Source organism: Pseudomonas turukhanskensis, from assembly GCF_027922365.1.
Classification (GTDB): domain Bacteria; phylum Pseudomonadota; class Gammaproteobacteria; order Pseudomonadales; family Pseudomonadaceae; genus Aquipseudomonas; species Aquipseudomonas turukhanskensis.
The window spans coordinates 48,070-71,262 of the sequence record NZ_BSFN01000017.1 but is presented as its reverse complement, the minus strand read 5'-3'; the positions used below and the strand labels follow the sequence as shown (position 1 = coordinate 71,262).

Genomic DNA, 23,193 nt, shown 5'->3' with positions numbered 1-23,193 from the left:
ACATCGAAGTTTACTGCCGATGTCAATTTCCCCCTCTACACGGGCCATGCTATCTGGAGAAATTGAGAAGTACGCCGCATCTTTGACTTGCTGGTCATGGCGTGATCGTGTGGCGGGGAGAGCAAAGGGCTGTTGGGGAGGCGGAACTGAAGCCGCAGTCGGCGTCTTACGTCCTTGGGCTTAAGCCATGAGGGGGGAGCCGGGCACCTGGATGTTGGTGGTCATCTCCAGCGCACCTTGGAAGAAAAATTGACCTGGGGGTTGCCTGGCCGTCCAAACAAGTCCATAATTGCGTCCGCTGCTAAGGCAGTGGTTGCGGAAAATCTTTTTAAATCAAAAGGTTAGAGGCTTGGTTCTAGTCTCGTTTCCCGCTCCAAATTCAAAGGCAGTGCTGTAAAGCGTTGCTGGTAAAAAGGTTGATGTCCCCTTCGTCTAGTGGCCTAGGACACCGCCCTTTCACGGCGGTAACAGGGGTTCGAGTCCCCTAGGGGACGCCATTCAAGTTGTAGATGCATTGCGGGAATAGCTCAGTTGGTAGAGCACGACCTTGCCAAGGTCGGGGTCGCGAGTTCGAGTCTCGTTTCCCGCTCCAAGTAAACAAAAACGCCGCTCACTTGAGCGGCGTTTTTGTTTGTGCGGAAAAAAGCGCCGCCCACAAAAAAGCCCGCTTGGCCTGAACGCCGAGCGGGTTTTTTTGTGCAAGAGCGATTTAGTGCTTGGCGCTTTCCTGCGGGATGGCGAGGAATTGTTTCTCGCGCTCCCAATCGAACGGTTCGTCGTTCTGTTCGGCTTCATAACGGCGTTCGTCGAGGGCCTGGAAAAGGGTGATTTCTTCGTCGGGCATAAAGTGCAGGCAGTCGCCACCGAAGAACCACAGCAAGTCGCGCGGCACCAGGTGGGCGATTTGCGGGTAGCGGTGGATCACCTGGCACATCAGGTCCTGGCCCAGGTACAGGCTTTGCTCGGGTTCTTGCGGGAGCAAGGTGAGCAACTCGTCGAAGCGTTCGAGAAACAGCGCATGGCTTTCCTCCGGCACCTGCTCGGCTTCGCCCAGCGCGACCAGAATGCTGCGCAGGTGCGCCAGCAAAGCCAGATGGTGATCGAGGTAGGGGCTGGACATGGGCGGTTCCTCAGGAACAAAAACGGGCGCGAAGTATAAAGGCCCTCGCGCCCGCTGTCGTCACACTGCCTGAATTAGCGGATCTGACCGGGCGTCAGCAGCAGCTCCTCCTTGGCGTAGTCGTCCACATCAATTACGCGGCGTCGCGCTGCCTCGGCATCGCGCAGGTTCTGCGCTTCCTCGGCTTGCAGCACGCCGGCGGCGAGAGCGGCGTCGATTAGGCTTTCCCCCGGTTTTGGGGTCAAGCGGCCGTCTTTCACCGCCATATGCAGCTTTTTCGACAGGCCGTGGCTCGCGCCCAGTAGGCTCACCGCATGTTGCAGCGCGCCGACGGCATCGGTTGGGTCTTGCGGGCGGTAGCAGCCGGCGAGCACTGCCTCCAACGCCGGGTCACCAGCCGGGCGACCGATGATGCCGGCGATTTCGGCGTCCAACGCATCGGATGGGCCCTTGTGGCGGCGGCCAAACGGAAACACCAGCAGGCTCAACACACAGCCAAAGAACCGGTTGGGGAAGTTTTCCAGCAGGGCAGCCAGCGCGTCTTCGGCTTTGCCCAGGCTTTCTTCCAGGGCCCAGGCCACAGACGGGCGCAAATGCTCTGGGTAGTCCAGTTCGTGGTAGCGCTTGAGCGCAGCGGAAGCCAGATACAGGTTGCTGAGCACATCGCCCAGACGAGCCGACAGGCGTTCACGGCGCTTCAACTCGCCGCCCAGCAGCATCATGCTGAAGTCGGCCAGCATGGCGAACGCGGCGGCCAGACGGTTCAGGGCGCGGAAGTACGGCTGACTGAAGTTGTCGCCAGGCACGCTGCCGATTTTGCCGAAAGTGAGACTCAGAACCAGGCTGCTGGCGGCGTTGCTGATGGCAAAACCAATGTGCTGCATCAGCAGTTCATCGAACTCCACCAGGGCACGGTCGCGGTCTTCGCGGCCGGCCAGGGCCATTTCCTTCAATACATAGGGGTGGCAGCGAATGGCGCCCTGACCAAAGATCATCAGGTTGCGCGACAGAATGTTCGCGCCTTCCACGGTGATAAAGATAGGTGCACCTTGCCACGAGCGGCCCAGGTAGTTGTTGGGGCCCATGATGATGCCCTTGCCACCGTGCACATCCATGGCGTGGCTGATGCACTCGCGCCCACGTTCGGTGAGGTGGTACTTGAGAATCGCCGACAACACCGAGGGTTTTTCCCCAAGGTCGACCGCGTTTGCCGTCAGAATGCGCGCGGCGTCCATCATCCAGGCGTTGCCGCCGATGCGGGCCAGCGCTTCCTGAATGCCTTCAAAGGCCGAGAGCGGCACATTGAATTGTTCACGCACCTGGCTGTATTGGCCGGTGACCAGGCTGGTGTACTTGGCGGCGCCAGTGCCGACGGCGGGCAGCGAAATGGAACGACCTACCGAGAGGCAGTTCATCAGCATCATCCAGCCCTTGCCGAGCATGGGCTGTCCGCCAATCAGGAAGTCCAGTGGCACGAACACGTCCTTGCCGGAGTTGGGGCCGTTCATAAATGCGGCGCCCAGCGGCAGGTGGCGACGGCCGATTTCCACCCCGGGGGTGTCAGTCGGAATCAGCGCCAGACTGATGCCCAGGTCTTCCTCCTCACCCAGCAGGTGATCCGGGTCGTAGGCTTTGAACGCCAGGCCGAGCAGGGTGGCGACGGGACCGAGGGTGATATAACGCTTTTCCCAGGTCAGGCGCAGACCGAGCACTTCTTTTCCTTCCCACTCACCTTTGCAGATGATGCCCACGTCGGGCATGGCGCCGGCGTCGGAACCGGCCAGCGGGCCAGTGAGAGCGAAGCAGGGGATGTCATCACCGCGCGCCAGGCGCGGCAGATAGTGTTGGCGCTGTTCGTCGGTGCCGTAGTGCAGCAGCAGCTCGGCCGGGCCGAGTGAGTTGGGCACCATTACGGTGGAGGCCAGGTCGCCGCTGCGGGTGGCCAGTTTCATCGCCACTTGCGAGTGCGCGTAAGCCGAGAAGCCTTTTCCGCCGTATTCCTTGGGAATGATCAGGGCAAAAAAGCCGTGTTCTTTGATGTGCTGCCAGGCTTTTTCGGGCAGGTCCATCTGCTGACCGATGTCCCAATCGGTGACCATGGCGCAGAGCTCTTCCGTCGGGCCGTCAATAAAGGCCTGCTCTTCTTCGGTGAGCTGCGCCTTAGGGTAGGCGAGCAAGGTGTCCCAGTCCGGGCGCCCGCTGAACAGATGGCCGTCCCACCAGACGGTACCGGCTTCAATTGCATCTTTCTCGGTTTCCGACATTGGCGGCAGTACTTTCTGGAACCAGGCAAACAGCGGCGCGGTGAAGAGCTTGCGGCGCAGTTCCGGCAGTACCAGCGGTACGGTAATGGCGATCACCAGCAGCCAGAGAATGGCCATCAGCCACGTGGGTGCGTGGCTATAGATGCCCATCACCACCAGGAAAACAGCGGTAATACCGAGGGCGGGCAGGGGAGAGACGCGACGGTGGGCCAGTACCGCTACGCCCACAACTAAAACCAGTAACCAGACAGCGAGCATGCAAAATCCTCCATGAGACGGCAGGCCGGAAGCCAACTGCGCTAAGCGTAGTAGGGCTGGCGAGAAGAGCGCCGAGCTTGGCCTGATCGTCGTGAGCGCGGTCGATTGGGGGTCGTTAGACTGAGCCTGGCACCACCCGGTAGCCCTCAGGAGAGCCCCATGCGCGAGTACCTTGCCCCCGGCCGCTTCATTGATAGTGACCACCCCCTCGTAGTTGAGTTCGCAGAACATAATCGCGGCCAAAGCCCCGTGCTGCGTGACCAGGCGGTCAGTCTTTACTACGCCGTGCGTGACGGTATTCGCTACAACCCTTACAGCTTCAGTCGCGACCCCGACAGCCTCAAAGGCAGCGCTGCGTTGGTGGCCGGAGAAAGCTACTGCGTGCCGAAAGCCACCCTGCTGGCCGCCTGTGCCCGGCACTGCGGCATTCCTTCACGCATTGGCCTGGCGGATGTACGTAATCACTTGTCCACGCCGCGCCTGCTCGAAGCGCTGCGCAGTGAGGTGTTTGCCATGCACGGTTACACCGAGCTGTTTTTGGAAGGGCGTTGGGTGAAAGCCACGCCGGCGTTCAACCTGACGCTGTGCCAGCTGTTCAAGGTAGCGCCGCTTGAGTTCGATGGCTTAACTGACAGCGTCTTCCAGCCGTACAACGAGGCCGGCCAGCGGCATATGGAGTATCTGGTCGATCATGGCCAATTCGCGGACCTGCCGGAGCAACTGTTTTTCGACCATTTGCAGCGTTGCTATCCCCATCTTTTTGCTGACGATGCGCCGCTGGTGATGGGTGATATGCACAAGGAAGTCGCCGGCTGAGGGGCGCAAACCATAAAGCGCCTTGATAGCCAACATCAATTTCCACGTCTGTTTTCTTCGGCTCAGGCAGGTAGGATGCCTGTGCGGAAATTTCTGACATAGAAGGAAACAAGCGGATGCTGACGATTTGGGGACGCAAGAATTCCACCAACGTGCGCAAGGCATTGTGGGCGGCCGAAGAAGTGGCAGTGCCCTATCAGCGGCACGATGCGGGCGGTGCCTTCGGGGTGGTTAACGATCCCCAGTATCGCGCGATGAACCCCAATGGTTTAGTACCGGTAATCGAGGACGACGGCCTGGTGCTGTGGGAGTCCAATGCCATCGTGCGCTACCTGGCGGCCAAGTACGCCGACGGCGTGCTGTATGCGCAAGACCCTGGCGAGCGTGCGCAGGCAGATAAGTGGATGGACTGGACCAGCTCCAACTTCGCCATGCCGTTTCGCGATCTGTTCTGGGGCACGTTGCGAACGCCGGTCGAGCAGCGTAACCCTGAGGTAATCGCGGCCGCGTTGAAACGCTGTGGCGAACTGTTGGCGATGCCCGAGCAGGTGCTGGCCGAGCAGCCTTATCTCTGCGGTGCCACCTTCGGCATGGGCGATATTCCGCTAGGCTGCTTTATCTATGCCTGGTTCGAAATGCCCATCGAACGGCCGGAGCAACCGAACCTGCTTGCCTGGTACGAGCGCCTTAAAGCACGGCCGGCCTTTCAGACTGCGGTGATGACGGCGTTGACCTGACCATAAAAAACCAGCCGGGAAACTGTTTAGCGGCCTACCGTTCTGGCGCTAAACTGCGCGGCTTGAAGTGAGCAGCTGCGTTATTTCCGCTCCAATTCTTCTTATACAAGTGTGTATTTCCTATGAGTTCTGCCCTGTCTATCCGTGGCCTGACCAAGACGTACGGCAACGGCTTTCAAGCACTGCACGGCATCGATCTGGATGTAGCCGAGGGCGACTTCTTCGCCTTGCTCGGCCCCAACGGCGCCGGCAAATCCACCACCATCGGCATCCTGTCTACGTTGGTGACCAAGTCCAGCGGCACGGTGAACGTGTTTGGCCATGATCTGGACCGCGAGCCGTCGCAGCTCAAGCGCTGCCTGGGCGTGGTGCCGCAGGAATTCAACTTCAACCAGTTTGAAAAAGTCTTCGACATCGTCGTGACCCAGGCGGGTTACTACGGCATACCGATGCGCATCGCCAAAGAGCGCGCCGAGCAATACCTCACGCAACTGGGCCTGTGGGACAAACGCAACTCCGCTTCACGCGAACTCTCCGGCGGCATGAAGCGCCGCCTGATGATTGCCCGTGCCCTGATTCACCAGCCGCGTCTACTGATTCTCGACGAGCCTACTGCGGGCGTGGACATTGAACTGCGCCGCTCGATGTGGACCTTTTTGACCGAGTTGAACCAGCAGGGCATCAGCATCATTTTGACGACCCACTACCTGGAAGAGGCCGAGCAGTTGTGCCGCAACATCGGCATCATCGACCACGGGCGAATCGTCGAGAACACCAGCATGCGCAAGCTGCTGAAGAAGCTGCATGTGGAAACCTTTCTGCTCGACCTGAAAGACTCGCTCACCGTGCTGCCAAACCTGCCGGGCTACCCGGTGCAGTTGGTCGATGATCACACCCTGTCGGTGCAAGTGGAGAAAAGCCTGGGCATCAGCGAGCTGTTTCGCCAACTGGCCGAGCAGAACATTCAGGTGCTGAGCATGCGCAATAAAACCAATCGCCTGGAGGAGCTATTCGTGTCCTTGGTTGAGAAGAACCTGGCGAAGGTGGCGGTATGAAGCCCGAGTATCTGAACAGCGAACTGCAGGCCAACTGGGTCGCGCTGCAGACCATCGTCTACCGCGAAGTGCGCCGCTTTATGCGGATCTGGCCGCAAACCTTGCTTCCGCCAGCCATCACCATGGTTCTGTACTTCGTCATCTTCGGCAATCTGATTGGCCGGCAGATCGGCGACATGGGTGGCTTCACCTACATGCAGTACATCGTGCCGGGCCTGATCATGATGTCGGTGATTACCAACGCCTACGGCAACGTGGTGTCGAGCTTCTTCGGCAGCAAGTTCCAGCGCTCGGTGGAAGAGCTGATGGTGGCGCCGGTGTCGCCGCATACCATTCTGATCGGCTATGTGATTGGTGGCGTGCTGCGCGGATTGGCGGTGGGCTTTATCGTCACCTTGCTGTCGTTGTTCTTCACCAAATTGCAGGTGCACCACCTGGGTGTCACGGTGCTGGTGGTGTTGCTGACCGCGACGATTTTCTCGCTGTGCGGCTTTATCAATGCCGTTTACGCGCGCAATTTCGATGATATTTCCATCATCCCGACCTTTGTGCTGACGCCGCTGACGTACCTGGGCGGGGTGTTCTATTCAATCAACCTGTTGCCGCCGTTCTGGCAGACCGTGTCGCTGGCCAACCCGGTGCTGCATATGGTCAACGCCTTCCGCTACGGCATTCTGGGCGTGTCGGATATCCGCATCAGCATTGCCATCGCCTTTATGCTCGGCGCCACCACCGTGCTCTACATCGCTTGCGTGCGCCTGCTGGTCAGCGGTCGCGGCATGCGTCAGTAAGGCAGGCTATCGGTTAAAAAAACGCGGCAAGTTGTATACACTTGCCGCGTTTTTTCATTCAGGTCGCCGCCATGCATTCCGCCGTCGAACATTCCCCCTTGGGCAAGGCCAGCGAGTACATCGCTACCTATACGCCGAGCTTGCTGTACCCCATTCCTCGCGCGCCAAAATGGGCCGAGCTGGGCCTGACGGCAGACACCTTGCCCTATCAGGGCGTGGACTTCTGGAACTGCTTCGAACTGTCCTGGCTGCTGCCATCGGGCAAGCCGGTGGTGGCCATTGGTGAATTTGCCATTCCCGCCGACTCGCCCAACATCATCGAGTCCAAGTCTTTCAAGCTATACCTCAACTCCCTGAACCAGAGCGTGTTCGCCACGGCGGCCGAGTTGCAGGCGGTGCTGGAAAAAGACCTCAGTGCGGCTGCCGGTAAAACGGTTGGTGTACGGGTGCGCAGTCTTGCGGATGTGGAAGCGGAGGGCGTCAGTGCTTTGCCGGGCCAGTGCATCGATGAGCTGGATGTGGCCATCAGCAACTACGAGCGGCCGCAGCCGGAATTGCTGCGTTGCGACAACAGCAGGGTGGTGGAAGAAAGCCTGCAAAGCCACCTGCTGAAATCCAACTGCCCGGTGACCGGCCAGCCGGATTGGGGCACCGTAGTGGTCTCGTATAAAGGTCCGGCCCTGGATGCGGCGAGCCTGCTTGCGTACTTGGTGAGCTTTCGCCAGCACGCCGATTTTCATGAGCAATGCGTCGAGCGTATCTTCCTCGACCTGCAACGGTTGCTGCAGCCCGAGAGCCTCACGGTGTATGCGCGATATGTGCGCCGCGGTGGGTTGGATATCAACCCGTACCGCAGTCTGGCGGCCATCAAACCGGACAATCGCCGGTTGGTGCGCCAGTAACGATGTGGACTCAGGATGGGTAAAGGCCTTGGCCGAAACCCAGCGAATCGCGTAATGATGGGTTTCACAACAAAAAGCCCCGCACTTGGCGGGGCTTTTTGTTGGCCGGGTTTCTAGATGCCCATACTCACCAGGCTTTGCACAATATTGCGCAAGGTACCGGCTATTGTCGGGTGTTCCACTTCAAAGCGTTCCACGGCGAGGTTTACGCCATCTACCAGGTTGGTATCCGGAGCGCTGGCTTCACGTTGCAGCTGCAGTTCGATTTGTTGCGCCAGGGCGGCGAGTTCTTCGTGTTGCTCGGCGGAAACCGGTGGCTGGCTTTGCAGTTGCTCGCGCAGTAAGTCCAGTTGGTGCTGCAGTTCGCGGGCAGGCATGGTGTTTCTCCCTCTGTAATAGGCAACAGCATTGACCCTGGGCGTGCGCCAAAGGTTCGAGTGCCGGTTAGCTGAGGGTAATCCATGGCCTGCCGTTTTGCCTGATTCAGCGCACAGCAAGATGTAACGCTTTAGGGCTTTTCGCCCTTCTGCCGGCGTTGCACCAGGTCCGCCAGGCTGGGGCCGAGGTCGGCCAGTTGGTCGATCACCGAATGCACGCCGAGGCGGTACAGGCTCAAGGTAGCCTGGGCGCGCAGGTGGTCGCGTTCCGGCGCCGGCAGGGCTTGCCAATCGGCCGGGGCCTGGCCACACAGCGGACCGCAGGCGGCGAGGCCGACGGTCCACAGGCCAGCATTCAAACCGGCCTGTAACAAGCGCGGTTCGCCGCTGATCAATACGCATCCTTCGAGGTTGTTGACCTTCAATGCCGACAGCGACTGCCAGCAGGCATCCGGTGCTGGCCAGGGGCGGGCGGCGCTGGTGTCGGTGCCGGGCAGCCAGCCGGGCAGGGCGCTGGCCAACTGGTTGCTGGCGTTGGCCGGCAGTTCATCCAGCCAGGCGCAGGGCACGCCTTGTTGCTGAAGGGTTTCCAATACATGCAAGGCGCCCGGTGTGGCTTGCGCGTGTTCGTTAGCGCATTCCTGCAAGGCCTGCTGCAGGGCGCTGAGGTCGTTGCTGTGTGGTTCACGCCCGAGGGCCGCACTCAAGGCGGCATGCGGCGACAACTGGGTGCAAGGCTGGTTGGCAGCTTCGGGGTACAGGCGTTGCAGCGTTACGGGCAAGGTGCGTGCGCCAAAGTCGACCAGACAACCGGAAAGACCGAACAGAACAGCGGTGAAGTCGGCAGACGATGAGGCGAGAGCTGGCATGGCACGCATCCGAGCGAGAAGAGGTATAGGCAAAGTAATGAGCAACGATGACGGGTGGATGAACACTTTGTGACAATTGGCGAGAACGCCTCGTGCCAGCGCTTGGTTTTCACGCGTTCGTTAGCTGCCCAATACCTCTGCCAGCCCTTATACTGGGCACCTTTTGCGCCAGCACCTATGCTGGCTAGCGATATCTCACTGTGTATCTGGAGCCTTGCAATGGAAGTGTTTGCCAGCAATTGGGCCGCGCGTTTTGGCCAACTCTGCCTGTTTTCCGGCCTGGCGCTGCTGTCCCAAGCGACTCTGGCGGCGGAGAGCGATCCCTGGGAAGGCTTCAATCGCCCGGTCTTCACCTTTAACGACACACTCGACACCTACGCGCTGAAGCCGCTGGCCCAGGGCTACCAGAAAGTGACACCGCAGTTCCTCGAAGACGGCATCCACAACATCTTCAGCAACGTAGGTGACGTCGGCAACCTGGCCAACGATCTGCTGCAAGGCAAGATTGAGGCCGCTGGCGTAGATACCAGCCGCGTCCTGTTCAACACCACCTTTGGCTTGCTCGGCTTCTTTGATGTCGGCACCAAGATGGGTTTGCAGCGTAACGATGAAGACTTCGGCCAAACGCTTGGCGCGTGGGGTTTGAATAGCGGGCCCTACCTGGTACTGCCGTTGCTCGGCCCAAGCACCGTGCGCGACGCTTCCGGCAAAATTCCGGACAGCTTTTTGCAGCCCTACCCGTACATCAATGACGTGCCTGCGCGGAATGTGGCGCGGGGTGTGGGTGTGATTGATACCCGCGCGAGTTTGTTGTCGGCGGAAAAATTCATCAGCGGCGATAAATACAGCTTTATCCGCAACGCCTATCTGCAGATGCGTGAATTTAAAGTCAAAGACGGGCAGGTCGAAGACGACTTCTGAGTGAGCAAACGGTCGGCTGCGCGTCGGCATTGCTGCGTTGAACAGACATTTTTAAATGCTCATTGGCTCCAGCCAACTGCGCTTTAAAAACGCCTGTTCGCCTTGCACTGCTCTAGCTCGCTCGACCTTGAGTTGGGTGAGGCTGATATCGGAACGCAAAACAAAAAAGGCGACCTCAGGGTCGCCTTTTTTATTCGCAACAGCGTTACTTCATCGACACAATCGCCAACCCCAACGATTGTCTGCCGCCATCTAGCGCACTGGCGCGGATGACTTCGGCTTCGGCGTCCAGGCCGCGTAATTCGTTGTGTTCGGATGCGATATGGACACGAACCTTGTCGCCCACCTTGGCGTCGCTTTCGGCTTCCAACTGCATACCGGTGCTGGACAGATCAAGGCAGAGGGCCGGAATGTCGCGGCCGGCGTGTTTCAAGGTAACGGGTGCTTCCAGGCGCATACGGATGTAGTCGCGTTTTTCGGTGTAGGCATGATCACTCTGGCTCATTGACCCGCTCCTCTGGTTTTATGGACTCTCCGGTGGCCCTTATAACCTTGGCCTCTTTCAGCTGTAAAGGCATCAGACGATGATCGGCGTAAGCTTGAATCGCCGCACGGATGGGAGTACCGTCTGCGCCTTGACATGATCTCCCTAGTACACGCGTCCCGGCTGATCGGCCTGACGTACACGCCAACCACCCCTGGCGCCGTTTGCCTGGTACCCCATGCACAATTCCAGTGCCTCGCTGCTGATTATTGATGACGACGAAGTAGTGCGCGCCAGCCTGGCTGCCTACTTGGAAGACAGTGGCTTCAGCGTTCTGCAAGCTGGCAACGGCTTGCAGGGTCTGCAGATATTCGAGCAGGAAAAACCTGACTTGGTAATCTGCGACCTGCGCATGCCGCAAGTCGACGGCTTAGAACTGATCCGACGGATCAACGCTCTCGAGGTGCAAACCCCGGTTATCGTCGTGTCCGGTGCGGGCGTGATGAGCGATGCAGTCGAGGCCTTGCGCCTGGGTGCCGCCGACTACCTGATCAAACCCCTCGAAGACCTCGCCGTGCTGGAGCATTCGGTGCGCCGTGCGCTCGATCGCGCCAACCTGCGGCTGGAAAACCAGCGCTATCGCGAGAAACTGGAAATCGCCAACCGCGAACTCCAGGCCAGCCTCAATTTGCTGCAGGAAGACCAGAACGCCGGCCGCCAGGTGCAGATGAATATGTTGCCGGTAACGCCGTGGTCGGTCGATGGTTTGCAGTTTGCTCACCAGATCATCCCGTCGCTGTACCTCTCGGGCGACTTCGTTGATTACTTCCGCCTTGATGACCACCGTATCGCCTTCTACCTGGCCGACGTTTCCGGCCATGGCGCATCTTCGGCGTTTATCACGGTATTGCTGAAATTCATGACCACCCGGCTGCTGTACGAATCGCGCCGTGGCGGTCTGCTCCCCGAATTCAAACCGTCCGATGTGCTTGGCCACATCAACCGCGGCTTGATCAATTGCAAGCTCGGCAAGCACGTCACCATGTTGGGCGGCGTGATTGACGAGCAGAGTGGCAAGCTCACCTACAGCATTGGCGGCCATTTACCGCTGCCGATCATGTACAGCGAAGGCAAGGCGCATTATCTGGAAGGCCGTGGCCTGCCAGTGGGCTTGTTCGATGAGGCGACCTACAGCGATCACGTGATCGATTTGCCGGCCTCGTTCAGCCTGACATTGCTTTCTGACGGCATTCTGGATCTTTTGCCGAGCGACACACTCAAAGAAAAGGAAGCGTTGTTGCCTGAGTTGGTGTGCACGGCAGGTGGCAGCCTGGAAGGCTTGCGCCAGGTGCTTGGGCTGGCCAATCTCGCAGAGATGCCAGATGATATCGCCTTGCTGGTGTTAAGCAGGAACCTTGCATGATCTGTATGACCGCGCGCCGTATGAGCCGGAAGGGTACCGTTGCATGAGTACCGGTAGAATTCAGTTTGCCGAGCAGAACGGCACGTTCGTTCTCAAGTTTGTGGGTGAAGTGCGCCTGACACTTTGTTCTGCGTTGGACGCCACGATCGAGAAGATCTTCACTGCCCTGAACTTCTCGGCCATCGTTATCGACCTTACCGAAACCCGCAGCATCGACAGCACCACGCTGGGCCTGTTGGCCAAGTTGTCGATTCTGTCGCGGCAGAAGGTCGGGCTGCTGCCCACCGTGGTCACCACCCACGCCGACATCACCCGTTTGCTGCAATCCATGGGTTTTGACCAGGTGTTCAATATCGTTGATCAGCCGGTCGCCTGTCCGCCAACAATGGCCGACCTGCCGTCGCAAGATCAGTCCGAAGAAGTGGTGAAGGCCAAGGTGCTGGAAGCGCACCGCATTCTGATGGGCCTGAACGAGTCCAATCGTGAAGAGTTCCACGACCTGGTAAACGCCCTGGAACGCGGCTGATTACCAAATTGGCGGCATAAAAAAACGCGCGAGAGCCCTTTTTGTCTGAGGGGCCTCGCGCGTTTTTTATGGCCGCGTTTTAGCGTTTAGCCGCCAGCAGCGCTTCGAGTTTTTCCTGATCGCGCGCGAACTGGCGAATACCTTCGGCCAGTTTTTCGGTCGACATCGCTTCCTCGTTCATCGCCCAGCGGAAGCTGCTTTCGGTCGGCACCTGCTTGGGTTCACCGGCATTGCCCTCACGCAGAACGCGCACCAGCGAACCGTCGTCATCCGACAGTTGCTGCAGCAGTTCCGGGCTGATGGTCAGGCGGTCGCAGCCGGCCAGCTGTTCGATCTGGCCGATATTGCGGAAGCTCGCCCCCATCACCACGGTGTTGTAGCCGTTGGCCTTGTAGTAGTTGTAGATGCGCGTCACCGACTTCACGCCCGGGTCTTCGGCGCCCACAAAATCGCGGCCTTCAGCCTTTTTGAACCAATCGTAGATTCGGCCCACGAATGGCGAAATCAGAAAGATCCCGGCATCGGCGCAGGCGGCAGCCTGAGCAAAGGAGAACAGCAGGGTCAGGTTGGTCTGGATGCCAGCGCGTTCCAGTTGTTCGGCGGCGCGGATGCCTTCCCAGGTGGAGGCGATTTTGATCAGGATGCGCTCGCGCCCAACGCCGGCTTTTTCATAAAGCTCTACCAGGCGGTAAGCACGTGCCAGGGTGGCGTCGGTATCGAACGACAGGCGGGCATCCACTTCGGTGGAAATACGCCCCGGAATCACCTTGAGAATGCCTTGGCCCACGGCTACGCCAAAACGGTCGCTGGCCAGGCCCAGGTCGCCATTGCAATCGGCCACGGCCTGATTAAGCAGGTCGGCATAGCCTGGCATGGCGGCGGCTTTGAGCAGCAGGGAAGGGTTGGTGGTGGCGTCGACAGGTTTCAGACGGGCAATGGCATCGATATCGCCCGTGTCGGCAACCACGGTGGTGAACTGTTTGAGTTGTTCAAGCTTGGAGGTCATGGCGCGGCCTTGTGGTAACGAATGCAACGAATGCTTAGACCTTACCCGAGCGGCTAGCCCGGCTCAACGGCTGACGTGTGACATTCAACGGTGTTTTTGACGTTGCCACCCCGATGCGCCAGTTTCCCGACGAAATCAGATCGCTTTTGTAGGAGCCAGCTTGCTGGCGAACCCTGGAAACGTTCGAAATGGCGTTTGCGCGGTTCGCCAGCAAGCTGGCTCCTACAAGGGCACGGGTTAACGTGTAGCGACAGTCGCCGGCGCCTGCCAGCCGCCACCCAACGCTTTATAGATCGACACGATGCCGTGATACACGTCCACCTCGGCCTGCGCTTGCGCATCTTCGGCAGCCAGGCGCTCACGTTCAGCGTCCAACAGAACCAGGAAGTCCGAGGTGCCTTCGCGGTAGCGAATCGAGGCCTGATCAGCTGCCGCACGGCTAGCCTCGCTCTGACGCAGCAGCGAGACCAGACTCTCCTGGCGTTTGCCGTAATCGCTAAACGCGTTTTCCGACTCTTCCAGGGCCACCAACACTTGCTGCTCATAGTTGGCCAGCGCGCCTTCGGAATCGGCATCGGCGCCACGGATACGCGCTCTCACGCTACCCAAGTCAAATGCCGCCCAGCTGATGGTTGGCGCCACACCCCAGGCCCGTGCCGCCGAGGAACCCAACTGCGAACCGCGTGCCGAAGTAAAGCCGAGGAAGCCGGCGACGTTCACCCGTGGGAACAGGTCCGCCGTGGCCACGCCGACATTGGCCGTAGCCGCTGCCAGTTGCCGCTCGGCAATGCGAATGTCCGGGCGCCGACGCAGCAGCTCCGCTGGGTCGCCAATCGGCAAGGCCTTGGCAATCGCCGGGATCGCCCGCGGGCTCAAATCCACGGTCAATTGGTCCGGGCGCTGGCCGAGCAGGGTGGCGATACGGTTACGCGAACGCACCTCTTGCGCTTGCAGCTGCGGCAGGGTGGCCTCGGTGGCCGCCAGGCGTGCATCGGCCCGCAGAACGTCCAACTCGCTGCCCACGCCGGCCTCACGCATGGTGTCGGTGAGGTTGCGGGACTCCTGCTGGTTTTTCAGGTTGCTGCGAGCGATGTTCTCGCGCAATTGCGCGCCGCGCAGTTCGCCGTAGGCATCCACCAGCTCGGCAATCAGGCTCACTTGCAGCTGATACAGCTCAGCCTCGGCAACATCCTGCTCGGCGTCACTGGCTTCCAGTTGCCGTTGAATTCGGCCGAACAGGTCGATTTCCCAGGCCATATCCAGCCCCAGGTCATAGCGCTCATTACGCACGCGGTTTTCGGTAATGCCCGGTTGCTGGGCCTTGCCGTTTTCGCTGCTGGCGCGGCTGGTGACCACCGGGAAGCGGTCATTGGCCACGTCATCGCGGATGGCGCGGGCCGCTTTCAAGCGGGCGAAGGCCACGCGCAGTTGACGGTTTTCCTGCAGCGACTGGCTCACCAGCTGGTTCAGGGTGGGGTCGTCAAACTGCTGCCACCAGCTCACTTCAAATTTGCTGCGGTCGTAGTTACCTTGGGCGGCGGCCGCCACGTTGGCCGGCTCGGTTTGCGGCGCTTTATAGTCCGGGCCTACAGCACAGGCGCTAAGCGCGAGTGCCAGTAGGGTAGGGGCGAAGGCTGCTTTCAAATTCATTATGCGTGTGCCTCCAGTGCAGGCGCTTTGGGAGCTTTGCGCGCTTCGCGGCGCTCCACGAAGTTGCGGATCAACACATAGAACACCGGGGTCAACAGCAGGCCGAAGAAGGTCACCCCGAGCATGCCGGAGAACACCGCCACGCCCATGGCATGACGCATTTCCGCACCGGCACCGCTGGAGAACACCAGGGGCACTACACCCATCACGAAGGCGAACGAGGTCATCAGAATCGGCCGCAGACGCAGGCGGCAGGCTTCCAGTACCGCAGCCAACGGGGTCATGCCTTCCAGCTGTTTATCCTTGGCAAACTCAACGATCAGAATCGCGTTCTTACAGGCCAACCCCACCAGTACGATCAAGCCGATCTGGGTAAAGATGTTGTTATCGCCACCGGACATGATTACCCCGGTAATGGCCGACAGCAGGGTCATCGGTACGATCAGAATCACGGCCAGCGGCAGGCTCCAGCTTTCGTACTGAGCAGCCAATACCAGGAAGGCCAGCAGTACGCAGAGCGGGAATACGAACAGCGCGGTATTGCCTGAGAGGATTTGCTGATAGGTCAGGTCGGTCCACTCGTAGGTCATGCCGTTTGGCAGTTCGTCTTTCAGCAGTTTTTCCATGGCTTTTTCCGCTTGCCCCGAGCTGAACCCTGGCGCTGCGCCACCATTGATTTCGGCGGTGATAAAGCCGTTGTAGTGCATCACGCGGTCCGGGCCTGAGGTGTCAGTGACCTTCAGGAAGGTCGCCAGCGGAATCATCTCGCCCAGGTTGTTGCGCACTTTCAGCTGACCGATCTGTTCTGCTTCCAGGCGGAACTGCTGCTCAGCCTGCACGTTCACCTGGTAGGTCCGGCCAAAACGGTTGAAGTCGTTGGCATACAGCGAGCCCAGGTACACCTGCAAGGTGTCGAAGATGTCGCTGATGGCCACGCCGTGGGTCTTGGCTTTTTCCCGATCAATCGCGGCATCCACCTGAGGCACGTTCACCTGGTAGCTGGTGAACAAGCCCGCCAGTTCCGGCACGTTCTGGCTCTTGGCGATGATGTTCATGGTTTCGTTGTACAGCTCTTCGTAACCCAGGCCGCCCCGGTCTTCAATCTGCAGACGGAAGCCGCCGATAGTGCCCAGCCCTTGCACCGGAGGTGGCGGGAAAATCGCCATATAGGCTTCCTGAATCCCGGCGTACTGGGCGTTCAAGGCGCCGGCAATAGCCCCGGCCGACTGGCTTGGGTCTTTGCGCTGATCAAAGTCCTTCAGGGCTACAAACACGATGCCGCTGTTCGGGCTGTTGGTGAATCCGTTGATCGACAGACCCGGGAAGGCAATGGCATTGGCCACACCCGGTTGCTTCATGGCCAGTTCCGACATCTGCTTGATCACTGCTTCAGTGCGGTCCAGGCTTGCGGCATCGGGCAATTGGGCAAACGCCACCAGGTACTGCTTGTCTTGCGCCGGTACAAAGCCGGTGGGCGTCGAGGCGAAACCGGCGTAGGTCAGCGCCATCAGACCGCCGTACACCACCAGCGCAATACCACTGCTACGGATTACCCGTGCCACGGTGCCGACATAGCCACGGCTGGCTTTTTCGAAGAAGCGGTTGAAGGGCCCGAACAACCAGCCGCCCAACAGCTTGTCCAGCACCTTGGTAAAGCGGTCTTTCGGCGCATGGTGGTCTTTGAGCAACACCGCCGCCAACGCTGGCGACAGGGTCAGCGAGTTAAAGGCCGAAATCACGGTGGAAATGGCGATGGTCAGGGCGAACTGTTTATAGAACTGCCCGGTAAGGCCGGAAATAAAGGCCGCCGGAATAAACACCGCACAAAGCACCAGCGCCGTGGCAATGATCGGGCCGGTCACTTCACGCATGGCGCGCTTGGTGGCCTCGACGGGCGTCAGGCCCAGGCCGATATTGCGCTCCACGTTCTCCACCACCACGATCGCGTCGTCCACCACGATACCGATGGCCAGCACCAAGCCGAACAGCGACAGCGCGTTAAGCGAGAAGCCGAACAGGTGCATCACGGCAAACGTACCGATCAGCGAGACTGGCACCGCCACCAACGGAATGATCGAAGCGCGCCAGGTTTGCAGGAACAGGATTACTACCAGCACCACCAGAATCAGGGCTTCGAACAGGGTGTGCACCACTGCCTCGATAGAGCCGCGAACGAAGATGGTCGGGTCGTAAACGATGCTGTAGTCCATGCCTTCCGGAAAGCCTTTCTTCAGCTCTTCCATCTTCGAACGCACTTCGTTCGAGATTTCGATGGCATTGGAGCCAGGGCGCTGGAAGATCGGGATGGCGACCGCCGGGTCGTTGTTCAGCAAGGAGCGCAGGGCGTACTGGCTGGAACCGAGCTCAACGCGAGCGATGTCTTTAAGGCGAGTGATTTCACCGTTTTCGCCGGAGCGGATAATGATGTTCTCGAACTCTTCTTCGCTCACCAGACGGCCCTGGGTGTTAACCGAGAGCTGGAAACTGGTGGAGCTAGGCGAGGGTGGGGCACCCAGTTGGCCGGCTGCAACCTGACGGTTCTGCTCGCGAATGGCGGTGACCACATCAGTTGCAGTCAGATTGCGCGAAGCGGTCTTGTTCGGGTCCAGCCATACGCGCAGGGAGTAATCGCCCATACCGAACAGCTGCACATCACCCACACCGCCGAGGCGGGCCAACTCGTCCTTGATATTGAGCAAGGCGTAGTTGGACAGGTAAAGCATGTCGTAGCGCTTATCCGGCGAGGTCAAGTGCACCACCATGGTCAGGTCCGGCGATGCCTTGTCCACCGTAATACCAATGCGCGTCACTTCTTCGGGCAGTTTGGGCTGGGTACGGGTCACTCGGTTTTGCACCTGCACCTGCGCGTTGTCCAGGTCGGTGCCCAGGGCGAAGGTGATGGTCAGGGTGATTTTGCCGTCGGCGGTCGACTGCGAACTCATGTACAGCATGTTCTCGACGCCGGTAATCGCCTGTTCCAGCGGTGCGGCTACGGTTTCACCGATTACTTTCGGGTTGGCACCCGGGAAGTTGGCGCGTACCACAACGGTTGGCGGCACTACTTCCGGGTACTCGCTGATCGGTAGCTGGAACAGCGAGATGGCGCCGGCGATCAGGATCAGCAGTGATAACACTGCGGCGAAGATCGGCCGGGAAATGAAGAACTGGGAAAAATTCATCGCAAGGATTCCTGTAAGCCAGAGGCCTTAGCCACGTACCGGAGCAGTGCTGGCGAGCTTCTGCTGCACGACTTTGTCGTTCTTGGCTTGCGCCGCGTTGTTGTTTTCCAGCGCCTGACGTTGCTGCGCCAGGGCGGCGATGGTGGCCTCGCTAGCCATCGGTACCACCTGAGGTTCTACCGGCGAGCCTGGGCGAGTGCGTTGCAGGCCTTTCACCACGATCTGGTCCCCTTTGGCCAGGCCGCTGCGCACAATGCGCAAGCCTTCCAGCTTCGGCCCCAGCTCTACGGCGCGGTACGCCGCTTTATGCTCAGCGTCGACCACCAATACAAACTTCTTGCCCAGGTCAGTGCCGACGGCTTCGTCGTTGATCAGGGTGGCGTTGTAGGTGGCGCTGCCAACCAGTTTCAGGCGGGCATATAGGCCAGGGGTGAAGCGGCCATCGGTGTTATCGAATACCGCGCGGCCACGGATGGTGCCGGTTTTGGGGTTTACCTGGTTATCAACGAAATTCATCTGGCCCAGGTGCGGGTGGCCGTCTTCGCCGGTCAGGCCCAGGTATACCGGGCTGTTCTGGCCGCGCTGGCCTTGACGGGCGAGCTCGTTGTATTTGAGGAACACGCGCTCATCAACGTCGAAGTAGGCGTACACGCGGTCGGTGGAAACCACGCTGGTCAGCAGGGTTTGCCCGGCGTTCACCAGGTTGCCGGCAGTGATGTCGGCACGGCTGACGCGACCATCAATCGGCGAGGTAATGCGGGTAAAACTCAGGTTGAGGCGGGCGTTTTCCAGTTGCGCCTGGATATTGGCCACACCGGCACGGGCTTCTTGCGCGGCGCTGGTACGGGCATCGGCCAACTCGGCAGAGATGGCGTTGCTGGCACGCAGACGTTCGCCACGTTTGGCTTCGTTTTCGGTACGGCTCAAGTTGGCGCGAACCTGCTGCAACTGGGCTTCCAGGCTGCGAACTTCGGCTTCGAACGGGCGCGGATCGATCTGGAACAGCAGATCCCCTTTCTTCACCAGCGAGCCTTCGGTGAACACCACTTTGTCGATGTAACCGGAAACGCGAGGGCGGATATCGACGGCTTCCGGCGCTTCGAGGCGGCCGGTGAACTCGTCCCACTCATTGATGGGTTGTTGCAACACCTCGGCAACGCTGACCTTGGCGACCGGCAACTGCGCGGTGGCTTCGGGCGCTTTGCCACACGCACTGATAATCACCAGGGCGAGGGCGGCCAATGGGTAACGCAAGGCTGATAGGGACTGTTGCATGGGTGGGACTCCGCCATAGGTTTCTTAGGATGGGCGGAGTGTGATGGCGCAATGAGACGTCAGACGAATCGAACAAACCGAAGTTGGATATCAATATTAATGATGTTTGGTTCATCTGACGGTAATAGTACGGGGAGGGGGAACTGAGGCTTAAATGAGTGGTGCCTGTACGATTCTGGATTCCGGCCTGCGCCGGAATGACGGGGCTTTGAAATTAAAACACCGTCGTTCCCCGGGCAGCCGGTGACCCAGAATTGCAGGCCGACGCAAAACCTGCAGCTAACCCAAACTATCCGGATCAGACACAAACATCGTAATGCGCGAGCGCAACCACCGCTCGGCCGGGTCGTTGTCCTGCGCGCCGCGCCAGGCCATGGACAGCTCGAACGAGCGCGCCGGTATACCTTCGGGTACATCTTCAGCCCGTACGCCGCCGGTAGCCGTCAACGCCGCAGCGGTGTAGTCCGGCACGATGGTCACCAGGTCGGTACCCGACAACAACGTGCCCAGCCCATTGAACTGTGGCACCGCCAGCACCACTTTGCGCTTACGCCCAACCTTTTCCAGCTCCTCATCGATAAAGCCATTGAGGTCGCCGGCAAAGGAAACCAGCGCGTGAGGCCGTGCGCAGTATTCGTCCAAGGTCAGCTTTCCCGGCGCCGAGTCGGCCCGCAGCAGCTGCGGTTTGCTCTTGCGCAGGGTTTTGCGCTTGGCGTTGGCCGGCAATTCGTCGGTGTAGCTCACGCCCACCGAAATCTCGCCGGAGGCCAGCAAGTTGGGCATCAACAGGTAGTTGGCGCGGCGTACCACAATCACCACGCCGGGGGCTTCGGCGCGCACACGGCGCAAGAGGGCAGGAAGTAGTCCGAACTCAACGTCGTCCGAGAGGCCTATACGAAAGACGGCCGTGCTGGTGGCCGGGTCGAATTCCGAAGCGCGGCTGACCGCGGTGGAAATCGAATCGAGCGCCGGCGACAGCAAGCCGAAGATTTCCGAGGCCCGCGCCGTAGGCTCCATGCTACGACCGGTTCGCACAAACAGCGGGTCGTCGAATAGACTGCGCAGCCGCGACAGCGCCGCACTGATCGCCGGCTGACCGAGAAACAGCTTTTCCGCCGCACGCGTCACGCTGCGCTCGTGCATCAGCGTTTCAAACACGATCAGCAAGTTGAGATCCACGCGGCGGAGGTCGTTACGATTCATTCAGCGCTACCCTGTACCTGAGTGCTCTAGAGCGGTTCCTGGGGCAAGAGGCTGACGGGCGGCGAAGCTGGCGTCAAGCGGCGCCATCATTGGCATTTATGTCGACTATTGATAGACGCGGGTGGTTTTGCTGGCAAAGCCCCGATAAAGTCCGTGGCCATTGGGAGTCCACATGCGAGGTGAGCGATGTCCCGTGTAATCCGATTCCATCAGTTCGGCCCAGCTGAGGTCTTGAAGCTGGAAGAACAACCTACCGCACAACCGGCGGCTGGAGAGGTATTGCTGCGGGTTGAAGCCATCAGCGTCAGCTGGCACGACGTGCTCTGGCGCCAGAACCTGGCCCCCAGCCCAGCCCATTTGCCTGCCGGTATCGGCCAGGAAGTAGCCGGCGTGGTGACTGCCGTTGGCGCTGGCGTAGACGACCTGAAAGTGGGCGATAAAGTCGCCAGCTTTCCCGGTCACAGCGCCAACCAATACCCCGGTTACGGCGACGAACTGGTGCTGCCGCGCGCCTCGTTGACCCGTTACCCCGATGACGTGCTGAGCCCGGTTGAAGCCAGCGGCTTCTATACCCCGCTGCTGATCGCCTACTTTGCCTACGTGGAACTGGCCAAGGCCAAGGCCGGGCAAACCGTGCTGATCACCGACGCCTCCCACTGTTCGGGCCCGGCGTTTGTGCAACTGGGTAAAGCACTGGGCCTGCGCGTAATCGCCGCCACCAAAGACCCGGAAGACCGCGAGTCGCTGATCGCCCTGGGCGCTGAAAAAGTGATCGTCACCGAAGAGCAGGACCTGGTCGCCGCCATCAACAAATACACCGACAAGCGCGGTGTAGATGTGGTGCTCGATGGCCTGGGTGGTCCGCAGATGTGCCTGCTGGGCGATGTCATTGCCCCGCGTGGTCGCCTGGTGTTGTACGGCCTGCAGGGCGGCAACCAGACCCCGTTCCCGGCCTGCGCCGCGTTCCAGAAGAATATTCAGTTCTTCGTGCACTGCATCGGTAACTTTACCGGCAAGCCCGAGCTGGACATTCCGCCCGACAAGGAAGCCGTGGCCAACGCATTGACCGCGCTCAACCAACTGGCCCGCGACCGCGTGCTGCAACCGCGAGTAGAAAAGGTATTCGCCTTTAACGACTTCGTGGAAGCACACCGCTACATGGAAAAATGCCCGAAACAGGGTCGCGTGGTAATTGAAGTAAACGATTAACTTGGCTACGTAGGGCGGATACCCCGTTGGGGTATCCGCCGCCAGTGTCGAATAGAGAAGGCTATTTCCCCCGCAACAACTCACCTGCCTGGTCAAGCAAGGCCAGCGGGTCCGGCGCCTTGTGAATGTCCACCGACAACATCTGGCGAAACTTGCGGGCCCCTGAAAAACCCGTCCCCAAGCCCAACACATGCCGCGTCACATGGTGCATCGTGCCACCACTGGCTACGTGTGCGGCTATATAAGGTCGTAGCGCCTGTAACGCCTCCAGACGGCTGATCACCGGCGCCTCGCTGCCAAACAACTGCTGATCCACCTGCGCCAGCAAGTACGGGTTGTGGTACGCCTCACGGCCCAGCATCACGCCATCGAACGTCTTCAAATGCGTCTGGCACTCCTCCAGCGTCTTGATGCCGCCGTTAAGCACAATTTCCAGCTCCGGAAAATCCGCCTTCAACTGCGCCGCCACGTCATAGCGCAGCGGCGGAATCTCACGGTTCTCCTTTGGCGACAACCCCGCCAAAATCGCAATCCGCGCATGCACCGTAAAACTGCGGCACCCCGCGTCTTTCACCTGCCCAACAAAATCCACCAACTCTGCATAACTGTCGCGGCCATCAATCCCAATACGGTGCTTCACCGTCACCGGAATCGACACCGCGTCGCGCATTGCCTTCACACAATCCGCCACCAACCCCGGATGGCCCATCAAACACGCGCCAATCATATTGTTCTGCACCCGATCACTCGGGCAGCCCACATTCAAATTCACCTCCTGATAACCCGCCTCCTGCGCCATACGCGCACACGCCGCCAACTCCGCCGGCACGCTGCCGCCCAACTGCAACGCCAACGGGTATTCGGCAGCATCGTGCTGCAGGAAACGCTGCGGGTTGTCGCCACGCAGCAACGCACCGGTGGTGACCATTTCGGTGTAGAGCAGGGCGTTTTTGGAGAGCAGGCGGAGAAAGAAACGGCAGTGGTGGTCAGTCCAATCCATCATCGGAGCCACGGAAAAACGGCGGGACGGTTCAGCTTGGATGGGCAGGGCGAGTGGCGCGGTCATGGTCGGTATCTAGAAAGCGTGGAGGGCGAGGAGTTTATCAGGAACTCGGACCCGGTCCGATG

General features: G+C 59.8%; 20 protein-coding genes and 2 tRNA genes. 11 read left to right on the top strand and 11 right to left on the bottom strand.

Annotated elements, in window-relative coordinates; translation table 11 throughout:
• The first annotated feature begins 421 nt into the window (after positions 1 to 421).
• Together PKE98_RS21285 and PKE98_RS21280 are read left to right on the top strand one after the other, a co-directional pair.
• A tRNA-Glu gene (locus tag PKE98_RS21285) sits at positions 422 to 497 on the top strand.
• A 19-nt stretch (positions 498 to 516) separates the two neighbouring features.
• A tRNA-Gly gene (locus PKE98_RS21280) sits at positions 517 to 592 on the top strand.
• A gap of 117 nt (positions 593 to 709) precedes the next feature.
• Here the strand turns inward: PKE98_RS21280 and PKE98_RS21275 are convergent.
• Both PKE98_RS21275 and PKE98_RS21270 read right to left on the bottom strand, forming a co-directional pair.
• Entirely contained in the window at positions 710 to 1,120 is a 411-nt protein-coding gene (locus PKE98_RS21275; protein ID WP_271197398.1) for a PA2817 family protein, read from the bottom strand.
• 74 nt (positions 1,121 to 1,194) lie between these two features.
• Complete coding sequence (locus PKE98_RS21270) at positions 1,195 to 3,642, bottom strand: acyl-CoA dehydrogenase (RefSeq protein WP_271197397.1); 2,448 nt, start codon at positions 3,640 to 3,642, stop codon at positions 1,195 to 1,197.
• Between the two features lie 159 nt (positions 3,643 to 3,801).
• Between PKE98_RS21270 and PKE98_RS21265 the strand changes: the two genes are divergently transcribed.
• From PKE98_RS21265 to queF, 5 genes are all read left to right on the top strand, one after another.
• Positions 3,802 to 4,458 carry a transglutaminase-like domain-containing protein gene (locus PKE98_RS21265; protein WP_271197396.1) on the top strand — a complete coding sequence of 219 codons (657 nt, stop codon included), beginning with the start codon at positions 3,802 to 3,804 and terminating at the stop codon, positions 4,456 to 4,458.
• Positions 4,459 to 4,574: 116 nt separating this feature from the next.
• Positions 4,575 to 5,195 carry a glutathione S-transferase family protein gene (locus PKE98_RS21260; protein WP_271197395.1) on the top strand — a complete coding sequence of 207 codons (621 nt, stop codon included), beginning with the start codon at positions 4,575 to 4,577 and terminating at the stop codon, positions 5,193 to 5,195.
• Between the two features lie 122 nt (positions 5,196 to 5,317).
• Complete coding sequence (locus PKE98_RS21255) at positions 5,318 to 6,250, top strand: ABC transporter ATP-binding protein (RefSeq protein ID WP_271197394.1); 933 nt, start codon at positions 5,318 to 5,320, stop codon at positions 6,248 to 6,250.
• An 11-nt stretch (positions 6,251 to 6,261) separates the two neighbouring features.
• A complete protein-coding gene (locus PKE98_RS21250) occupies positions 6,262 to 7,041 on the top strand; it encodes an ABC transporter permease (protein WP_271197424.1) in 780 nt (259 codons plus the stop codon).
• A 71-nt stretch (positions 7,042 to 7,112) separates the two neighbouring features.
• Positions 7,113 to 7,943, top strand: a complete 831-nt coding sequence (gene queF, locus PKE98_RS21245) for an NADPH-dependent 7-cyano-7-deazaguanine reductase QueF (protein WP_271197393.1) — start codon at positions 7,113 to 7,115, stop codon at positions 7,941 to 7,943.
• Between the two features lie 113 nt (positions 7,944 to 8,056).
• Here queF and PKE98_RS21240 read toward each other — a convergent pair whose 3' ends face one another.
• Both PKE98_RS21240 and pcrP read right to left on the bottom strand, forming a co-directional pair.
• Complete coding sequence (locus tag PKE98_RS21240) at positions 8,057 to 8,320, bottom strand: DUF4404 family protein (RefSeq protein ID WP_271197392.1); 264 nt, start codon at positions 8,318 to 8,320, stop codon at positions 8,057 to 8,059.
• A 131-nt stretch (positions 8,321 to 8,451) separates the two neighbouring features.
• Positions 8,452 to 9,189 (bottom strand): HAD superfamily inactivated hydrolase PcrP, encoded by a 738-nt coding sequence (gene pcrP, locus PKE98_RS21235; protein ID WP_271197391.1) that lies wholly within the window; start codon positions 9,187 to 9,189, stop codon positions 8,452 to 8,454.
• 219 nt (positions 9,190 to 9,408) lie between these two features.
• Here pcrP and PKE98_RS21230 point away from each other — a divergent pair, with 219 nt between their 5' ends.
• Positions 9,409 to 10,110 (top strand): MlaA family lipoprotein, encoded by a 702-nt coding sequence (locus PKE98_RS21230; protein WP_271197390.1) that lies wholly within the window; start codon positions 9,409 to 9,411, stop codon positions 10,108 to 10,110.
• A 205-nt stretch (positions 10,111 to 10,315) separates the two neighbouring features.
• On the opposite strand, the gene PKE98_RS21225 is transcribed toward PKE98_RS21230, so the two are convergent.
• Positions 10,316 to 10,615, bottom strand: coding sequence for a PilZ domain-containing protein (locus PKE98_RS21225; RefSeq protein WP_271197389.1), 300 nt, complete (start codon positions 10,613 to 10,615; stop codon positions 10,316 to 10,318).
• A gap of 217 nt (positions 10,616 to 10,832) precedes the next feature.
• Here PKE98_RS21225 and rssB point away from each other — a divergent pair, with 217 nt between their 5' ends.
• Together rssB and rssC are read left to right on the top strand one after the other, a co-directional pair.
• Positions 10,833 to 12,017, top strand: coding sequence for a two-component system response regulator RssB (gene rssB, locus PKE98_RS21220; RefSeq protein ID WP_271197388.1), 1,185 nt, complete (start codon positions 10,833 to 10,835; stop codon positions 12,015 to 12,017).
• Positions 12,018 to 12,060: 43 nt separating this feature from the next.
• A complete protein-coding gene (rssC, locus tag PKE98_RS21215; protein ID WP_271197387.1) occupies positions 12,061 to 12,543 on the top strand; it encodes an anti-sigma factor antagonist RssC in 483 nt (160 codons plus the stop codon).
• Between the two features lie 79 nt (positions 12,544 to 12,622).
• On the opposite strand, the gene tal is transcribed toward rssC, so the two are convergent.
• The 5 genes from tal to PKE98_RS21190 form a co-directional block, all read right to left on the bottom strand.
• Positions 12,623 to 13,549, bottom strand: coding sequence for a transaldolase (tal, locus tag PKE98_RS21210; protein ID WP_271197386.1), 927 nt, complete (start codon positions 13,547 to 13,549; stop codon positions 12,623 to 12,625).
• Positions 13,550 to 13,786: 237 nt separating this feature from the next.
• A complete protein-coding gene (locus tag PKE98_RS21205) occupies positions 13,787 to 15,199 on the bottom strand; it encodes an efflux transporter outer membrane subunit (protein ID WP_271197385.1) in 1,413 nt (470 codons plus the stop codon).
• Complete coding sequence (locus PKE98_RS21200) at positions 15,199 to 18,378, bottom strand: efflux RND transporter permease subunit (RefSeq protein ID WP_271197384.1); 3,180 nt, start codon at positions 18,376 to 18,378, stop codon at positions 15,199 to 15,201. Before PKE98_RS21200 ends, PKE98_RS21205 begins: the two co-directional genes overlap by 1 nt.
• Before the next feature lie 27 nt (positions 18,379 to 18,405).
• Entirely contained in the window at positions 18,406 to 19,653 is a 1,248-nt protein-coding gene (gene mexE, locus PKE98_RS21195) for a multidrug efflux RND transporter periplasmic adaptor subunit MexE (RefSeq protein WP_271197383.1), read from the bottom strand.
• A gap of 279 nt (positions 19,654 to 19,932) precedes the next feature.
• Entirely contained in the window at positions 19,933 to 20,856 is a 924-nt protein-coding gene (locus PKE98_RS21190) for a LysR family transcriptional regulator (RefSeq protein WP_271197382.1), read from the bottom strand.
• Between the two features lie 186 nt (positions 20,857 to 21,042).
• On the opposite strand from PKE98_RS21190, the gene PKE98_RS21185 reads away from it, so the two are divergent.
• Entirely contained in the window at positions 21,043 to 22,065 is a 1,023-nt protein-coding gene (locus PKE98_RS21185; protein WP_271197381.1) for a zinc-dependent alcohol dehydrogenase family protein, read from the top strand.
• A 61-nt stretch (positions 22,066 to 22,126) separates the two neighbouring features.
• Here the strand turns inward: PKE98_RS21185 and dusA are convergent, their stop codons facing one another.
• Entirely contained in the window at positions 22,127 to 23,131 is a 1,005-nt protein-coding gene (dusA, locus tag PKE98_RS21180; RefSeq protein ID WP_271197380.1) for a tRNA dihydrouridine(20/20a) synthase DusA, read from the bottom strand.
• Positions 23,132 to 23,193: the final 62 nt, after the last annotated feature.

Excerpts from the sequence above, each read along its gene's own strand:
- PKE98_RS21275 (WP_271197398.1), bottom strand. The coding sequence starts at position 1,120 with ATGTCCAGCCCCTACCTCGATCACCATCTGGCTTTGCTGGCGCACCTG.
- PKE98_RS21270 (WP_271197397.1), bottom strand. The coding sequence starts at position 3,642 with ATGCTCGCTGTCTGGTTACTGGTTTTAGTTGTGGGCGTAGCGGTACTG.
- PKE98_RS21265 (WP_271197396.1), top strand. The coding sequence starts at position 3,802 with ATGCGCGAGTACCTTGCCCCCGGCCGCTTCATTGATAGTGACCACCCC.
- PKE98_RS21260 (WP_271197395.1), top strand. The coding sequence starts at position 4,575 with ATGCTGACGATTTGGGGACGCAAGAATTCCACCAACGTGCGCAAGGCA.
- PKE98_RS21255 (WP_271197394.1), top strand. The coding sequence starts at position 5,318 with ATGAGTTCTGCCCTGTCTATCCGTGGCCTGACCAAGACGTACGGCAAC.
- queF (WP_271197393.1), top strand. The coding sequence starts at position 7,113 with ATGCATTCCGCCGTCGAACATTCCCCCTTGGGCAAGGCCAGCGAGTAC.
- PKE98_RS21240 (WP_271197392.1), bottom strand. The coding sequence starts at position 8,320 with ATGCCTGCCCGCGAACTGCAGCACCAACTGGACTTACTGCGCGAGCAA.
- pcrP (WP_271197391.1), bottom strand. The coding sequence starts at position 9,189 with ATGCCAGCTCTCGCCTCATCGTCTGCCGACTTCACCGCTGTTCTGTTC.
- PKE98_RS21230 (WP_271197390.1), top strand. The coding sequence starts at position 9,409 with ATGGAAGTGTTTGCCAGCAATTGGGCCGCGCGTTTTGGCCAACTCTGC.
- PKE98_RS21225 (WP_271197389.1), bottom strand. The coding sequence starts at position 10,615 with ATGAGCCAGAGTGATCATGCCTACACCGAAAAACGCGACTACATCCGT.
- rssB (WP_271197388.1), top strand. The coding sequence starts at position 10,833 with ATGCACAATTCCAGTGCCTCGCTGCTGATTATTGATGACGACGAAGTA.
- rssC (WP_271197387.1), top strand. The coding sequence starts at position 12,061 with ATGAGTACCGGTAGAATTCAGTTTGCCGAGCAGAACGGCACGTTCGTT.
- tal (WP_271197386.1), bottom strand. The coding sequence starts at position 13,549 with ATGACCTCCAAGCTTGAACAACTCAAACAGTTCACCACCGTGGTTGCC.
- PKE98_RS21205 (WP_271197385.1), bottom strand. The coding sequence starts at position 15,199 with ATGAATTTGAAAGCAGCCTTCGCCCCTACCCTACTGGCACTCGCGCTT.
- PKE98_RS21200 (WP_271197384.1), bottom strand. The coding sequence starts at position 18,378 with ATGAATTTTTCCCAGTTCTTCATTTCCCGGCCGATCTTCGCCGCAGTG.
- mexE (WP_271197383.1), bottom strand. The coding sequence starts at position 19,653 with ATGCAACAGTCCCTATCAGCCTTGCGTTACCCATTGGCCGCCCTCGCC.
- PKE98_RS21190 (WP_271197382.1), bottom strand. The coding sequence starts at position 20,856 with ATGAATCGTAACGACCTCCGCCGCGTGGATCTCAACTTGCTGATCGTG.
- PKE98_RS21185 (WP_271197381.1), top strand. The coding sequence starts at position 21,043 with ATGTCCCGTGTAATCCGATTCCATCAGTTCGGCCCAGCTGAGGTCTTG.
- dusA (WP_271197380.1), bottom strand. The coding sequence starts at position 23,131 with ATGACCGCGCCACTCGCCCTGCCCATCCAAGCTGAACCGTCCCGCCGT.